Origin of the sequence: thiotrophic endosymbiont of Bathymodiolus puteoserpentis (Logatchev), assembly GCF_900127505.1 — a bacterium.
Classification (GTDB): domain Bacteria; phylum Pseudomonadota; class Gammaproteobacteria; order PS1; family Pseudothioglobaceae; genus Thiodubiliella.
Genome location: NZ_UEXF01000073.1, coordinates 100,991 through 115,772, shown reverse-complemented (window position 1 = coordinate 115,772; position 14,782 = coordinate 100,991). Strand labels below are relative to the sequence as shown.

Here is a 14,782-nt window from a genome sequence, read left to right as displayed (position 1 = left end):
AATGGGTAACAATTAAAAATGCAGTATTAACAAGAAGTTTATAGGGTTATATAATAAATATGGCTAAAACTATATTAGATCTAGAACACGAAAAAGCAAGAGAGTTTCTTTTGCGTGAAGAAAGTTATAATAGTGTTAAATTTCCACCCTATATAAAATTTGACTCATTAATAGAAAAAATATCTGCTGAATTGAATAATAATTCACAAATTTATAAAAAAAACGCGGGAAATAAAAATATTTATCCCAGCAGTTATGAAAATGTAAATTACAAACTATTTACTAATAAAGACGGTCAATATGCATGGCGTTTGTTTCAACTTATTCACCCAGTTTTGTATGTAGATTTGGTACACAAGATCACTGAAAAAGACAACTGGAGTGATATTAAATCAGCATTTGATAGGTTTAACACAAATATTGTTTGTGCAAGTATGCCTATTGTGCCACCAAAGGAGAGTGGTACAAAAGAACAAATATTAGAATGGTCAAAGCAAGTAGAGCAAAAATCAATTGAACTAGGGTTGGAATATGATTATATTTTTCACACTGATATTGTTGATTGTTATGGTGCAATTTATACACATTCTATTCCTTGGGCAATTCACACTAGAGAAGTTGCAAAGAAAGAGCGAAACGATAAGTGCATAGGGAATGCTATTGACACTGCCTTAAAAGGTATGAATTACGGTCAAACTAATGGCATACCGCAAGGCAGTGTTTTAATGGATTTTATTGCTGAAATGGTGTTGGGTTATATTGATAAATATTTAAGCAATTGTCTTGATGAAAGTATGGAGTATCACATTATTAGATATAGAGATGATTATCGTATTTTCACCAATAGCAAACAAGATGGCGATACTATTATTAGAGAGCTTTCTAAGATTTTAAGTGAGATGGGTATGCGTTTGAATGGTGAAAAAACTTATCATTCTAATGACATTATTAATTCGTCAATAAAAGAAGATAAATTACATCAAATTATTAACAACTACCAGCAGCAGAAAGATCTTAAAAAACAATTGTTGGTCATTAAAAATTTGTCAGATAACTATCCCAACTCAGGGAGTTTGGAAAAGGCACTAAAAAAACTTGATAAAGACTTAGGAAAAAAAATAAAAAATAAACGGTTTGCGAAGCATGCATTTTTTATTATACAGGAGTCAAAAATAAAAAAAGAATTTAAAGAAAATTACTCTACATTGGTAAGTATTTTAGTTGATATCGCACTGAAAAACCCGAGAATCTACCCAGTCTTTGTATCAATTCTAAGTAAGATTATTTGCGATATAAGTGATGAAAACAAGACAAAAGTAATCGAACTAATCTTGAAAAAGTTTAAAAATAAATCTAATTCTGAGTATTTGTTTTTATGGTTGCAGAGAATAGCTATTGTTGCTAATATTGAAAGAGAATATATAGGAAAATTATTTGAATTAGTAAGAATGAAACACAGTGACGGGCACCCCATATGGAATTCAAAAGATTGGCTACATGATGATTTCTATGAAATAATAAAGGATAATAGTATTATTGATACAGGGGAAATAGATAATTTGTCTTGTGTTGTTGAAAATAAAGAAGTCAATAATTTTTTTTACTAAATTGATTGTTTAACAAATGTCTTATCAACCACCCTACACAATAACCCCAAAAATTCTATCACTGGTCGCACAAATCAGCGAAGCCGTATCAGATGTTAGATTAATTGAGGTAGGGAAGTCACCATAACTTCGCAAATAAAATCAAATTCAGCGACATTGGCAATTGAGGGCAATATGCTGAGTTTAGAATAAGTGTCCGGCTATTGTTGAGGGTAAGCTTGTCCGAGGCAGTTAAAAGGAAATTGTGAGTGCGCGCAAAAGACAACCTTATTTTTTATAATATATTGCATTTGCCGCGCACATTAGATGATATTTCACGATATCCCCTTTCTGGAACAGGGGGAGCAGCCCTTATTCCAGCATCGGCGGTAGTACTTGGTAAGTCCCCCGGTCCACCAGTTGCCCCACCATTAAGTGGTGTATGTACGCTATCACCATCACCATCAATACTAGTGTAAATAGTTTCATTACTAGCGCCAGTATTTTCAATAAGGTTAGAGTTAACATCGGTACCTTCAATAACATTAGAGTCAACAAAAGTATGCTCACTAATATTAAAGTTATCATTAGTATTTTCACTAATATTAAAGTTATCATTAGTATTTCTACCAAAGTCAGCAGGAGTATTTTCATTAGAAGGAGCCACCCTACTTGTATCAAGTTTAGAGTAAATGTTTCTCTCAACACTTTGTAGTTGATTTTCTGGAAGTAGATGACGATCAAGCATTTCAATTGTATCTGTAGAATTATGAGTATTTCTAGAAATATCATAATACGACTTAATAGCATTATAAGATATAGTACCAACTGCTATAGATAACAGGGAAATAGGTATTACCCAAGCAGCTGTTGATATTTGTATGCCATCATCATCTGTCGATAGTTCTGTGTCATATTTTGCTATAACACACTGTAGCTTCTTTCCTTTTTCTAAACCAGGTGACTCTGTAAATAAATTATCTTTTCCTGAGGCTGATAATCTTCTTATAGAGAGAGCAGGGTTAATCATAAACTCATATCCTGTTTTGCATCTACAATTTCCAGTTTTAGTGACATTTGAATATGAATAAATTGATGATGTAACTTCATATATTAAATCTTTATTTTTAATCTTACATTCAGTGCCTAACACATTAAAACTGCCAACAAACAGCAAACTTAAGACATGCAATTTTATTATTTTCATTTTTTTCTAATTATAAATTAAATAAACTTAACATCTTAGAGTGCCCTCAAAAAACCCAGCACAATTTATGAAATACATCAAATAACGATTTTTCACCCAAAAACTCGTTAAATAGTTGGGTATCCTCTTCATTTTTGAATAAAAAAGGCACTATTTTCTGCATTCCCTAAATCGCACTAGGGTTTCTGGGGTGCCCTATAGAAATCATCTCTTGTTAGTCTCATTAAACGCTTTCGCCTTTTTCCCAACAGAAAACAAAAGGTTTGACTCAACGCCAAGAAGTATACCGATAAACGACTAAGTGGTGTCTGATATATTAAGAAGTGGAGCAATAGGATTGTTATTTAAGAATTTAGCAAACTCTACAAGTGTAACACTTCGGTTTAAAAAATAGTCTTTGCCAGTTAACTTGGTAAAGACCTGAAATGGGGTCTTGTGCCCCAAGCATTTCCTAGACCTGTTATTTATTAAATTTTAGGAATGACGCAGTCATTCATTGCTGATAATATCGGTGTTAATAAATCAAACATATCCAGAGAGCTTGCTCGTAACACTGGCAAGCGAAGTTATCGTTACAAATTAAGAACGAATGTAGCTACTAATACATTTTGCAAGACAAAAAAGAAAACGGCAATACACCTACGCCGCACCCATAAAAAGTGTAAAAAACAATTACGACAAGGCTAACAAGTAAGAAAGAGTCTAGATTAGCAAACACCCCGATCGGTGTTTGAATCAGGCCTTATTTAACAATGAAAAGTTGCGCTTAAAATTTGAATTTAAGAATCTATGCAAGAATTTTATTATCAAGGGACTCTTGTCTGTATTGATTTAGTAACATTTGTTTTAAAAGGGTTGGGAATCTTAGAATTAAACAAAGGCTTAAACTTAGGCTTGGGTTCAGGCTTGGATTTTTTGTTTTTAATATAGTCAGAAAATAACCCGTCGTATGACCAGCAGTCATTATCACTTGCATCAGTGGGGAAATACCAATATCTTTGATCACCAGTACAAGCAGCGTTTAAGGTAAACATTTCTATCTTATTGGTATAGTAATTAACATAGACATAGATATCACCAGCTTTACCTTTACGATCGTTTTGACCCCATTGATTCATACTAAAAAGCATATCAAGTTCATTAAGGGATTGTTGTGGATCTGTGTCGCCTAAATAAACCCAGTAAAAATTATGCTTTTTATCGGTAGGGAAATACCAGTATGCCTTTTTGTATACCCCGTGAGCATAAAGTTGCATAAGTCCAAAATATTCAGTTGAATTATTATATGGGTCGTCGTAAACATACATATCACCAATGTGTGCCTTGTAGTCGTAGTTATAATTATCCCACTGTTTTTCAGAATGTAACTCAATATAAAATTTATTCAACCATCTTCTGGTATTTAAAAACCCTAATCGAGGATAGTAATTTGGCGTACTAATAACACCAAGAATATAATACTCGTTATCCTCTTTAAAGGTAACAGAACCGCCACTATCTCCAACTCTGGCAAGGGGTTTGTATGGCTCGCTTGGGGCTTGTAAGCAAAAATAACTTCCGTCATTGGGCCCCTCGCGGCAACTTGGGGCTGGCTCAAGCTTTTTGGAATCATCATGGTGCCAATTGGTATGTAATTCGTTAGCGTAACCAAAAATAGACTGATGTGGATCTCCCCAAAATCCAAATAGAGTTAAAGCAGTTTTGTTAGCAAATGCCGCTCGTTCTTGGGCTATTGTTGGTATTTTTACGAAGTTAATGTTGTCTCCAGCAACTGCATTTTGCAATTCTAAGATAGCTAAATCTTCATAGGCTGCTTTGTTTGTTCTAAGTTTTTGATCTGTTACTAATGTTCCAAACTGGTGAGTCGCCTTTACTTTGTAGGGTGTGTTGTTGTAATAAACCGTTGTATTAGAGCCCAGACAATATTTTGAAGTTATTACTATTTTTTTAGAAAGGAGGGAGTCTGAACACAGTCCCTTGTCATGTTGAATACGAACTTGAAAATTAATACCAGAATCGCTAGATTTATGATGAGTTTTGTCAAAGGAAAATGCGGGGTTTGCTAAGGCAGCAATCAGACCAATTAATGTTAATTTATATAATTTTTTTTACGGTATTTTTTTGATCAAACTACTCTTCCAATTTTTAAACTTAAATTCTAAATGCAACTTTTTTTGGTTGTATTGTACCTAATTCAAACGCCACTTTCGATGTTTGACAATCTAGACTTTTTCTTGGTCGATTATTCAACAAGGCGAGAGCCTTGTTGACTTGTTTTTGTGATAAATTATCAAACACCCTTTGCTTGAGCAGGTGCTGTCTAAGCAAGCCATTGGTATGTTCGTTTCTTATTGGCACGGTGTAGATGTGTCCATAAATTGCTGTTCTGTTGTCCATCCTACACAATATCCCTAAAATCCCATCACTGATCGCACAAATCAGTGAAGCGGTGTCAGGTGCTGGATTAATTGAGGTGTGGAAGTCGCCACAACTTCGCAAACAAAACTGCATTAAAATAAGCATTAATTGAAATGAATCATCCTGATGTACCAAACTAGTCCAAAAAAAATATTAAAAAATAAAACATTCAACCACTAGAATTCATAATGATGTACATCTCTAGTGTGTTTTGTTAGAAATATATTTGTGTCATATTTGACCACCGAGGTGACAATAAATTGTCTATAATGCTTGATATGTCATATAACGAGAGATAATTGAGTGTTAGAAAACTATCTACCCATTGTAGTTTTTATTTTGTTAGGAATTGCCTTTGGTGTTGTTCCAATGTTAATTGGCTATGTACTAGGTCCAAGCAAACCAGACGAAGAGAAGAACTCTCAGTTTGAGTGTGGTTTTCCTCCTTTTGACGACTCGCGTATGTATTTCAATGTGCGTTATTATTTGGTTGCAATTTTGTTTATTTTATTTGATTTGGAAGTTGCTTTCGTGTTTCCATGGGCAGTGGTTCAATCTCAACTGGGCTGGTTTGGCTTTATTGGAATGAGTATGTTTTTATCTTTATTGGTCGTAGGTTTCATTTTCGAATGGAAGAAGGGGGCGCTAGAATGGGAATAAGATTTGTGTTAAGCTTGTCACGCACTCAGTTTAAATTCAAGGGTAATTATGGCAATTGAAGGCTTAATGAAAGAAGGATTTGTAACCACATCGCTTGATAAGATAATCAATTGGGCGAGAACAGGTTCATTGTGGCCAATGACTTTTGGCTTAGCTTGTTGTGCGGTAGAGATGATGGAAGCAGGTTCTTCGCGTTATGACCTTGACCGTTTTGGTATCGTTTTTAGACCAACACCACGCCAATCTGATTTGATGATTGTAGCGGGTACACTGACGAATAAGATGGCGCCAGCACTTAGGAAAGTTTATGACCAAATGCCTGAGCCTCGCTGGGTGATTTCAATGGGTTCTTGTGCAAATGGCGGTGGTTATTATCATTATTCTTATGCCGTGGTGCGTGGTTGTGATCGCATTGTGCCAGTGGATGTGTATGTACCTGGTTGTCCGCCAACGGCAGAGGCGCTACTCTACGGTATTTTGCAATTACAAGATAAGATTCGTCGTACCAATACTATTGCGAGAACCTAATGCAAGACTTAAAAGAACAACTCATTGAAGAATTTGGCGAAGGCAATATTATTGATGCATTTGGCGAATTGACTTTAACAGTTGATGTTAGTGATATTATCAAGTCTTGCTTAAAACTCAGAGAGTCTTTCTTGTTTGATACTTTGGTTGATTTATGTGGTGTGGATTATTTGACTTATGGGCAATCTGATTGGGATGCTAATGCCAGTTCTTCAGGTTTTGGCAGAGGTCGTGAGGCGTGTGGTGGTGAAGATAGGCATGAAAAACGCTTTGCTGTGGCTTATCATTTATTGTCGGTGAATAAGAATTACCGACTGCGTGTAAAGGCATTTGTTGACGAAGCACAACCGATGATTGAAACCGTTACAGGTATTTGGGCGGCAGCGGATTGGTATGAACGAGAAGCTTTTGATTTGTTTGGTATTTTGTTTGAAAACCATACAGATTTGCGCCGTATTTTGACCGACTATGGTTTTGTTGGTCATCCATTACGCAAGGATTTCCCGATGATTGGTGAAGTGGAAATGCGTTATGATGAAGAACTGGGTAGAGTGGTTTATGAGCCAGTGAGTATTGAGCCAAATGTTAATGTACCAAAAGTAATTAGGAAATAAGGTTTATAAAATGGCAGAGATTCGTAACTATACACTTAACTTTGGTCCGCAGCATCCTGCGGCGCATGGTGTTTTGCGTCTTATCTTGGAAATTGATGGCGAAGTCATTGAGCGCGCTGATCCACATATTGGATTACTTCATCGCGGCACTGAAAAACTCGTAGAGTCCAAGCCTTATAATCAATCTATTGGTTATATGGATAGATTAGATTATGTTTCTATGATGTGTAATGAGCATGCTTATGTTAGAGCAATCGAAACCATGCTTGCGTTAGAAGTGCCTGAACGCGCTCAATATATTCGTGTCATGTTTGACGAAATCACTCGCATCCTTAATCATCTAATGTGGCTGGGTACACACGGGCTTGATGTGGGCGCTATGAGTATTTTCTTGTACGCTTTTCGTGAACGAGAAAAGTTAATTGATTGCTATGAGGCGGTATCAGGCTCACGAATGCATGCGACTTATTATCGCCCAGGGGGTGTGTATCGTGATTTGCCTGAGAAGATGCCACAATATTTAAAAAATGATTTCCGCAAACCTAAAGAATTAGAGGCGATGAACAAAAATCGCCAAGGTTCGTTATTAGACTTTATTGATGACTTTGTCAAAGAATTCCCAAAAAACATTAAACAATATGATGACTTATTGACAGACAACCGTATTTGGAAACAACGCTTGGTAAACATTGGTATTGTTTCTGCTAGTCGTGCCAAACAATTAGGTTTTACTGGGCCTATGCTCAGAGGCTCTGGTGTGGCGTGGGATTTGAGGAAAAATCAGCCATATGCGGTTTACGATAAATTAGAATTCGATATTCCAGTCGGTGCTACAGGTGACAGCTATGACCGTTACTTGGTGCGTATGGAAGAAATGCGTCAATCCAATCGTATTATCAAGCAATGCGTTGATTGGTTGAGAGAAAACCCAGGCTCAGTGATGAGCAACGATAAGAAAGTAGCGCCACCAAAACGCACTGAGATGAAAGATGATATGGAGTCACTCATTCATCATTTTAAACTGTTTACTGAAGGTTATTGTTTGCCAGAAGGCGAAGTTTATTGTGCCATTGAGCATCCTAAGGGTGAATTTGGTATTTATTTAATTTCTGATGGTGCAAACAAACCTTATCGTGTGAAGATACGCGCCCCAGGGTTTGCGCATTTAGCAGCAATGGATGAGATGGCAAAAGGGCATATGTTGTCTGATGTGGTGACCATTATTGGGACACAGGATATTGTTTTTGGTGAGATTGACAGGTAAAAATTATGATTTCGAATAAAGCAAAAAAACAAATTGATACTTGGATACAAAAATATCCAAAAGGGCGGCAAAGTTCTGCAGTGATGGAGGCGTTGAAGATTGTACAGGCAGAAAATGAGAACAGCTTGAGTGCTGAGGCTATTGCTGAGGTGGCTGATTATTTAGACATGTCAAGCATTGCAGCGGCCGAAGTCGCAACATTTTATGAGAACTATAATCATAAACCAGTAGGCAAACACACCATTCGCATTTGTCACAATATTTCATGCATGCTAAATGGTGCGGACGATTTGGTGTCTTATTTAGAGAAGAAGCTTGGTGTGAAAACGGGTCAAGTAACAAAAAATGGTTTGCTTAATGTGAAAAAAGTTGAGTGCTTAGGTGCTTGCGTTGGTGCACCAATGTTTCAGATTGGTGATACTTATTACGAAAATCTAACCGAGAAAAAAATTGATGACATTGTGGACAATCTCAAATGAATGAAGTTTGCTTCAAGAATTTAGATAAGAAAAACTGCCATTCGCTTGAAGTGTACGAGAAAAGTGGCGGTTATAAGATTTGGCGTAAAATCTTAAAAGGCAAAATCACACCTGAAGAAATTATTGGTGAATTAAAGGCATCTGGTCTGCGTGGTCGAGGTGGTGCGGGGTTCCCTACTGGATTGAAGTGGAGTTTCATGCCTCGCCAGTCTGATGTGCAAAAATATGTGGTGTGTAATTCTGACGAAGGTGAGCCAGGTACCTGTAAAGACAGAGATATTCTTAGGTATAACCCGCATGCGGTGATTGAAGGTATGGCAATTGGCGGTTTTGTGATGAATGCAAGTGTGGGTTATAACTATATCCGTGGTGAGTTCATGGAGCCGTTCAAGCGTTTTGAAGGTGCGTTGAAAGAGGCTTATAAAGCAGGATTGCTAGGCAAAGATATTGAGAACAGTGGTGTGAGTTTTGACCTGTACGCACATTTAGGTGCTGGCGCTTATATTTGCGGTGAAGAAACCGCATTGTTAGAATCACTTGAAGGCAAAAAAGGCCAGCCAAGGTTTAAGCCACCATTCCCTGCAAATGTAGGGCTATTTGGTCAGCCGACCACCATTAACAACACTGAGAGTTTTGCTTCTGTGCCTGATATTTTGGCACAAGGTGGACAATGGTTTGCCGATATTGGTGTGGAAAATTCTGGCGGTTGTAAATTATTTTCAGTGACGGGCCATGTGCAAAATCCAGCGAATTTTGAAGTGCCAATGGGTACACCGTTTAAAGATTTGCTTAAAATGGCAGGCGGACTACGCAAAGGGCGAAAACTAAAAGCCGTGATTCCAGGCGGATCATCAACCCCAGTATTGACTGCAGAAGCAGCAATGGCAATGACGATGGATTATGACGGGATTGAGGCTGCTGGCTCAATGTTGGGTGCAGGTTCAGTGATTGTAATGGATGACTCAACTTGTATGGTCGGGGCATTGACGCGACTTGCACACTTTTATTACGATGAGTCCTGTGGTCAATGTACGCCGTGTCGTGAAGGCACAGGTTGGTTGTATCGTGTGTTAAAGCGTATTATGGGCGGTGATGGAAAACCTGAGGACATTGATTTACTGTTGAGTGTTCAGGACAAAATTATGGGCAATACAATCTGTGCGCTCGGTGATGCAGCGGCAATGCCAGTGGAGAGTTTTTTGCGATGTTTTCGTGAGGAGTTTGAATACTATATTGAGCATGGTGAGAGCATGGTGAAAGGATACTAGATGGCTGATATTGAAATTGAAATTGATGGCAATGTAGTCAAAGCCAAAGCAGGTGAGATGCTAATCGCTGTTACTGACAGAGAAGGCATCAGTGTGCCAAGATTTTGTTATCACAAGAAATTATCGATAGCAGCAAATTGTCGTATGTGTTTGGTAGATGTTGAAGGTGCGCCAAAGCCACAACCTGCATGTTCTACGCCGATTAACGAAGGCATGAAAGTCCACACCCAAAATGAGAAAGCCAAGGCTTCACAGAAAGCAGTCATGGAGTTTTTACTTATTAATCATCCCTTAGATTGTCCGATTTGTGACCAAGGTGGTGAGTGTGAATTACAAGATGTGGCAATGAACTATGGCTCAGATGTCTCGCGCTTTACGGAAGGCAAGCGTATTGTTGCCAACAGCGATATTGGTGCATTAATTCATACCGATATGACGCGCTGTATTCATTGCACCCGTTGTGTGCGTTTTGGTAGTGAGATTGGCGGCATTATGGAAATGGGCGGTACGGGTCGTGGTGAAGATTTGAAGATTGAGCCATTCTTGAAAGAAGGTATTACCTCAGAGTTATCAGGTAATATGATTGATGTTTGCCCAGTGGGCGCATTAACTTCTAAGCCATTCCGTTACGAACTAAGAACATGGCAGATGCATTCTGTGGCAAATATTGCGAGACACGACTTGGTGGGTTCTAATATTTTCACGCAAACATACAAAGGCAAAGTTAAGCGAATTGTTGCTAGAGATAATGACAGCGTGAATGAGACGTGGATTTCTGACAGAGACCGTTTTTCTTATGAAGGTTTGGCACATGAAAATAGATTGCTTAAGCCACAAATTAAGATGGATGGACAATGGAAAGAAGTAGAATGGGATAAGGCATTAGAGTTTGCAGTGCGTGGTTTGGTTGATAATGCATTGAATACAGGTGGTGGCAATAAACTTGGTGCATTAACTTCAAATACGGCAACGCTTGAAGAATTTCATTTATTGCAAAAAATGTTAAGAGAAGTAGGTTCTGAAAATATAGACTATCGTCTTAATGTTAAAGATTTAGACAATGTGATTAACTTAGAATCCACTATTAAATTAGTAGAATTAGAAAAGGTTGACCACAGCTTGATTATTGGCGCTAATCTGCGTTTAGAGCAGCCAATGATCAATCATCGTTTGCGTAAGGCAGCCTTAGCAGGTGCAAGTATTGATGTGATTAATGCCATGTCGTTTGATTTTAATTATCGCACCAATAGTGAAAATATTGTTTCACCAGGTCAAACAGTGGCAATATTAGCAGAGGTATTGAAATCAATCTTAGAGCGTTCTTGTGCTGAGATTCCAAAATATCTAGGTAAAGTTAAAATAGGTGATGTGGCGAAGTGTATCGCAGATGAGTTGTTAGAGTCAAATAATTCAGTGATTATTTTAGGTGAACATGCAATTAACAACCCACAAGCTGCCAGCATTGCAAAATTAATTAGTGAGATTGCACAACAAACGGGTTCTACAACGCTAAATGTTAGTGCAACCTCAAATTCAATGGCGGCTGAAATGGTAAATTTTGTTCCAGGTCAAGGTGGCTTGAATGCAAATGCAATGTTAGCAGCAGACTTGGGTGCTTATATTTTGTTAGATGTTTATCCGCAGTATGATTTTCATAATTCTGTACAAGCGATTAAATCATTAGATAATAAAAATACTTTTGTTGTTTCAATGAATAGCTTTAGAGATAAAGAGGTTGCGCGATATTCAGATGTAATGTTGCCAATTGCAAGTTTCTATGAGACCTCAGGCTCGCATATAAATATTGAAGGTGTTATACAATCATTTGCAGCAGCAGTCAGTGCACCAAGTGAGTCTAAGCCAGCTTGGAAAGTGTTAAAAGTATTGGCAGATTTGTTAGAATTGTCAGGCTTTCACTATGCGAACTCTGAGCAAATTACCGGTGAAATTTCAAATCAAAGCCATAAGCAAAAAATAGACAATAAAGAAATTAATATTACGGCAAAGCGAGGCGTGAGTGTCATTTGGCAGAAATCACCTTATGCAATTGATGTGTTATCAAGACATGCAACTGCACTGCAAGCGACAAAGATTGGTCAAATGCACAACGCATTAATGAACAAAGCCACCGCGAAGAAGGAAGGTATCAAAGAAGGCGGACAATATCTAGGCGTGCCAGTTATTATTACTGAAAAAGTAGCTAATAATTGCATCTTTGTTCATGCAAACCAGTCAACTGGAGATAAATCATGACAGAATTTTGGCAGTGGATATATGAATTGTTCCCTTGGTTTGATGGTGTATTCGCTAGTATCGTTATTATTCTAATTAAGGCGATGGCTTTGGTGGCGCCACTAATGTTGGTGGTGGCTTACTTTACTTATGCAGAACGAAAAGTGATTGGCTATATGCAGTTGCGTATCGGGCCTAACCGTGTTGGTCCGAAAGGTTGGTTGCAACCGATTGCAGATGCTTTTAAGTTGATGACTAAGGAGATTATTTTTCCAAGTAAGGCAAATATTTATCTATTCTTGTTAGCACCTGTATTGGCTATTGCGCCTGCGATTGCTATTTGGGCGGTAGTTCCCTTTGATGAAGGCATGTATGTTGCTAACTTAGATATTAGTTTGTTATATGTTTTGGCAATTGGCTCAGTAGGCGTTTACGGCATTATCTTAGCAGGTTGGGCATCAAACTCTAAATATCCATTGTTAGGTGCATTGCGTAGTGCATCGTTGTTGGTTTCTTATGAAATCGTTATTGGTTTTGCTTTGGTAACGGTGGTGATGATTGCAGGTAGTGTTAACCTTAACGATATTGTAATGGCACAAAAAGGTGGGGTGTTAAATTGGTACTTTATTCCATTGTTCCCAATGATGATTATCTTCTTTATCTCTGCTTTGGTGGAGACTAACCGCGCACCTTTTGATGTGGTAGAGGGAGAATCTGAGATTGTGGGCGGTACGCATGTTGAATATTCAGGTATGACTTTTGCAGTATTTTTCTTGGCAGAGTATGCCAATATGATTTTTATGGCAGTGTTGGCAGTGATACTGTTTTTTGGCGGTTGGCACTCTCCATTTGAAGGGATTGCTTATTTAGGGGCAGGATTTTCTTGGGTACCGGGCATTATTTGGTTATTAGCAAAATCAACCTTTTTTATGTTTTTGTATTTATGGATTCGTGCGACTTTTCCGCGTTTTCGTTATGACCAGATTATGCGCTTATCTTGGAAAGTATTTCTGCCATGGACTATTGTTTGGATTTTTGTTGTAGCATTAATGACGCAATTTAAAATAGGGCCTTGGTTTTGAAAAGCTTTTCTTGGAAATAATTTACTATGATATTTGACATTAAAAAATTAATTAAAGATTTTAGCCTTAGTGAGTTACGCAGTGGTATGAAAATCACTGCCAAAGAACTCGTTAACAAAAAAATTACGGTGCAATTTCCAGAGGAAAGAACACCGATTTCACCGCGTTTTAGAGGTTTGCATGCCTTGCGTCGTTATCCAAATGGTGAAGAGCGTTGCATTGCTTGTAAACTGTGCGAAGCGGTTTGTCCGGCAAATGCGATTACCATTGAATCTGAAATGCGTGAAGACGGCTCGCGTCGTACCACGCAGTATGATATCGATTTATTCAAGTGTATTTTTTGTGGTTTTTGTGAAGAAGCTTGCCCCGTTGACGCAATTGTTGAAACGCAAATTTTTGATTATGTATTTATTGATTCAAGGCAAGGTAGTATTATGACCAAAGAGCGCTTATTGAAAGTTGGTGATAATAACGAAAAAGCCATTAGTGAAGCTAGAGCAGAAGATGCAAAATACAGGTAAATGATGAATTCTGAACAAATAATTTTTTATATATTTTCATTTTGGTTTATTGCCAGTTCGTTGGCAATGATTTTCTCGCGTAATGCAGCGAAAGCTGTGCTATTTTTAATTTTGGCATTTTTCTCCGCAGCAAGTATTTGGCTTTTACTTGAGGCAGAATTTTTAGCAATTACTTTGATTTTGGTTTATGTTGGCGCAGTCATGGTATTGTTCTTGTTTGTTATTAAAATGTTGAATATTGATAAATCTACTTTGCGTGCAAAGTTTGCTGGTTATCTGCCGCTTGGTTTGTTGGTGGCAGCTATCATTGTTACTGAAATGGCAATGGTATTGGGTTATAACCAGTTTGGTTTGGGTGTGATGGCAGCACCAGCAAGACACGGCGCAGACTATAGCAATATTACCGTTTTGGCATTACAACTTTATACTGACTATATTTATTCATTTGAATTGGCAGCAGTACTGTTATTAATTGCGATTATTGCAGCAATTACCTTGGTGCACCGTAAAGAAGTTAATCGCAAAGGTCAATCAATTTCAGAGCAGGTTAAAGTTCAAGCAAAAGACAGAGTGCGTTTGGTTTCAATTACCCCAAAAAACAAGGAGAATAAATAATGATTAGTTTGAGTGATTATTTAATTCTAAGCGCCATTATTTTTTGTATTGGCTTGGTCGGTATTTTTGTTAATCGAACCAATATCATCACCTTGTTGATGTGTGTTGAGCTGATTTTGGTAGCGGTAAATACTAATTTTATTGCTTTTTCTTATTTTTTGGGCAATGAAGCAGGGCAGATCTTTGTCTTCTTTATCTTGACGGTAGCAGCAGCAGAAGTTGCAATTGGATTAGCGATTCTAACTTTATTGTTTAGAATTAGAGGCTCTATCAGTGTTGATGTCACTAACAGTTTAAAAGGATAAATT

At 37.6% G+C, this 14,782-nt stretch carries 15 protein-coding genes and 1 pseudogene; 13 read left to right on the top strand and 3 right to left on the bottom strand.

Annotation, left to right across the window (positions count from 1 at the left end):
* The first annotated feature begins 59 nt into the window (after window positions 1-59).
* Complete coding sequence (locus tag BHECKSOX2_RS09335; protein WP_139683344.1) at window positions 60-1,607, top strand: RNA-directed DNA polymerase; 1,548 nt, start codon at window positions 60-62, stop codon at window positions 1,605-1,607.
* A gap of 274 nt (window positions 1,608-1,881) precedes the next feature.
* Here the strand turns inward: BHECKSOX2_RS09335 and BHECKSOX2_RS09330 are convergent, their stop codons facing one another.
* The gene (locus BHECKSOX2_RS09330; protein ID WP_139683343.1) at window positions 1,882-2,793 is read right to left on the bottom strand and encodes a hypothetical protein; all 912 of its coding nucleotides are present in this window, start codon (window positions 2,791-2,793) and stop codon (window positions 1,882-1,884) included.
* A gap of 477 nt (window positions 2,794-3,270) precedes the next feature.
* Between BHECKSOX2_RS09330 and BHECKSOX2_RS10655 the strand changes: the two are divergent.
* Window positions 3,271-3,372: pseudogene (locus BHECKSOX2_RS10655) on the top strand (IS30 family transposase); the annotation flags it as partial.
* A gap of 227 nt (window positions 3,373-3,599) precedes the next feature.
* Here the strand turns inward: BHECKSOX2_RS10655 and BHECKSOX2_RS09320 are convergent.
* Together BHECKSOX2_RS09320 and BHECKSOX2_RS09315 are read right to left on the bottom strand one after the other, a co-directional pair.
* Window positions 3,600-4,802 carry a trypsin-like serine protease gene (locus tag BHECKSOX2_RS09320; RefSeq protein ID WP_342589277.1) on the bottom strand — a complete coding sequence of 401 codons (1,203 nt, stop codon included), beginning with the start codon at window positions 4,800-4,802 and terminating at the stop codon, window positions 3,600-3,602.
* 142 nt (window positions 4,803-4,944) lie between these two features.
* Window positions 4,945-5,304 carry a hypothetical protein gene (locus BHECKSOX2_RS09315; RefSeq protein ID WP_180323744.1) on the bottom strand — a complete coding sequence of 120 codons (360 nt, stop codon included), beginning with the start codon at window positions 5,302-5,304 and terminating at the stop codon, window positions 4,945-4,947.
* A gap of 210 nt (window positions 5,305-5,514) precedes the next feature.
* Here BHECKSOX2_RS09315 and BHECKSOX2_RS09310 point away from each other — a divergent pair, with 210 nt between their 5' ends.
* From BHECKSOX2_RS09310 to nuoK, 11 genes are read left to right on the top strand one after another with little or no spacing between them, the layout of a single operon-like run.
* Window positions 5,515-5,871, top strand: coding sequence for an NADH-quinone oxidoreductase subunit A (locus tag BHECKSOX2_RS09310; RefSeq protein WP_139683339.1), 357 nt, complete (start codon window positions 5,515-5,517; stop codon window positions 5,869-5,871).
* Between the two features lie 48 nt (window positions 5,872-5,919).
* Entirely contained in the window at window positions 5,920-6,399 is a 480-nt protein-coding gene (locus BHECKSOX2_RS09305; RefSeq protein WP_139683338.1) for a NuoB/complex I 20 kDa subunit family protein, read from the top strand.
* The gene (locus BHECKSOX2_RS09300) at window positions 6,399-7,013 is read left to right on the top strand and encodes an NADH-quinone oxidoreductase subunit C (RefSeq protein WP_139683337.1); all 615 of its coding nucleotides are present in this window, start codon (window positions 6,399-6,401) and stop codon (window positions 7,011-7,013) included. The genes BHECKSOX2_RS09305 and BHECKSOX2_RS09300 overlap by 1 nt, the downstream gene beginning before the upstream one ends.
* A gap of 10 nt (window positions 7,014-7,023) precedes the next feature.
* Window positions 7,024-8,277, top strand: a complete 1,254-nt coding sequence (locus tag BHECKSOX2_RS09295; RefSeq protein ID WP_139683336.1) for an NADH-quinone oxidoreductase subunit D — start codon at window positions 7,024-7,026, stop codon at window positions 8,275-8,277.
* Window positions 8,278-8,282: 5 nt separating this feature from the next.
* Window positions 8,283-8,756, top strand: coding sequence for an NADH-quinone oxidoreductase subunit NuoE (gene nuoE, locus BHECKSOX2_RS09290; RefSeq protein WP_139683335.1), 474 nt, complete (start codon window positions 8,283-8,285; stop codon window positions 8,754-8,756).
* Window positions 8,753-10,024 (top strand): NADH-quinone oxidoreductase subunit NuoF, encoded by a 1,272-nt coding sequence (nuoF, locus tag BHECKSOX2_RS09285; RefSeq protein WP_090714505.1) that lies wholly within the window; start codon window positions 8,753-8,755, stop codon window positions 10,022-10,024. The genes nuoE and nuoF overlap by 4 nt, the downstream gene beginning before the upstream one ends.
* Window positions 10,025-12,277, top strand: coding sequence for an NADH-quinone oxidoreductase subunit NuoG (gene nuoG, locus BHECKSOX2_RS09280; RefSeq protein ID WP_139683334.1), 2,253 nt, complete (start codon window positions 10,025-10,027; stop codon window positions 12,275-12,277). It begins immediately after the preceding gene.
* Complete coding sequence (gene nuoH, locus BHECKSOX2_RS09275; protein WP_180323743.1) at window positions 12,274-13,338, top strand: NADH-quinone oxidoreductase subunit NuoH; 1,065 nt, start codon at window positions 12,274-12,276, stop codon at window positions 13,336-13,338. The genes nuoG and nuoH overlap by 4 nt, the downstream gene beginning before the upstream one ends.
* A gap of 26 nt (window positions 13,339-13,364) precedes the next feature.
* Window positions 13,365-13,859: an NADH-quinone oxidoreductase subunit NuoI gene (gene nuoI / locus BHECKSOX2_RS09270; RefSeq protein WP_090714513.1), complete on the top strand. Its 495-nt coding sequence runs from the start codon at window positions 13,365-13,367 to the stop codon at window positions 13,857-13,859.
* Window positions 13,860-13,862: 3 nt separating this feature from the next.
* Window positions 13,863-14,474 carry an NADH-quinone oxidoreductase subunit J gene (locus tag BHECKSOX2_RS09265; protein ID WP_090714524.1) on the top strand — a complete coding sequence of 204 codons (612 nt, stop codon included), beginning with the start codon at window positions 13,863-13,865 and terminating at the stop codon, window positions 14,472-14,474.
* Window positions 14,474-14,779 (top strand): NADH-quinone oxidoreductase subunit NuoK, encoded by a 306-nt coding sequence (gene nuoK / locus BHECKSOX2_RS09260; protein WP_090714515.1) that lies wholly within the window; start codon window positions 14,474-14,476, stop codon window positions 14,777-14,779. The genes BHECKSOX2_RS09265 and nuoK overlap by 1 nt, the downstream gene beginning before the upstream one ends.
* Window positions 14,780-14,782: the final 3 nt, after the last annotated feature.

What these genes read in the sequence shown, in the direction of transcription:
- BHECKSOX2_RS09335 (WP_139683344.1), top strand. Translation starts at nt 60, where the DNA reads ATGGCTAAAACTATATTAGATCTAGAACACGAAAAAGCAAGAGAGTTT.
- BHECKSOX2_RS09330 (WP_139683343.1), bottom strand. Translation starts at nt 2,793, where the DNA reads ATGAAAATAATAAAATTGCATGTCTTAAGTTTGCTGTTTGTTGGCAGT.
- BHECKSOX2_RS09315 (WP_180323744.1), bottom strand. Translation starts at nt 5,304, where the DNA reads ATGCAGTTTTGTTTGCGAAGTTGTGGCGACTTCCACACCTCAATTAAT.
- BHECKSOX2_RS09305 (WP_139683338.1), top strand. Translation starts at nt 5,920, where the DNA reads ATGGCAATTGAAGGCTTAATGAAAGAAGGATTTGTAACCACATCGCTT.
- BHECKSOX2_RS09300 (WP_139683337.1), top strand. Translation starts at nt 6,399, where the DNA reads ATGCAAGACTTAAAAGAACAACTCATTGAAGAATTTGGCGAAGGCAAT.
- BHECKSOX2_RS09295 (WP_139683336.1), top strand. Translation starts at nt 7,024, where the DNA reads ATGGCAGAGATTCGTAACTATACACTTAACTTTGGTCCGCAGCATCCT.
- nuoE (WP_139683335.1), top strand. Translation starts at nt 8,283, where the DNA reads ATGATTTCGAATAAAGCAAAAAAACAAATTGATACTTGGATACAAAAA.
- nuoF (WP_090714505.1), top strand. Translation starts at nt 8,753, where the DNA reads ATGAATGAAGTTTGCTTCAAGAATTTAGATAAGAAAAACTGCCATTCG.
- nuoG (WP_139683334.1), top strand. Translation starts at nt 10,025, where the DNA reads ATGGCTGATATTGAAATTGAAATTGATGGCAATGTAGTCAAAGCCAAA.
- nuoH (WP_180323743.1), top strand. Translation starts at nt 12,274, where the DNA reads ATGACAGAATTTTGGCAGTGGATATATGAATTGTTCCCTTGGTTTGAT.
- nuoI (WP_090714513.1), top strand. Translation starts at nt 13,365, where the DNA reads ATGATATTTGACATTAAAAAATTAATTAAAGATTTTAGCCTTAGTGAG.
- BHECKSOX2_RS09265 (WP_090714524.1), top strand. Translation starts at nt 13,863, where the DNA reads ATGAATTCTGAACAAATAATTTTTTATATATTTTCATTTTGGTTTATT.
- nuoK (WP_090714515.1), top strand. Translation starts at nt 14,474, where the DNA reads ATGATTAGTTTGAGTGATTATTTAATTCTAAGCGCCATTATTTTTTGT.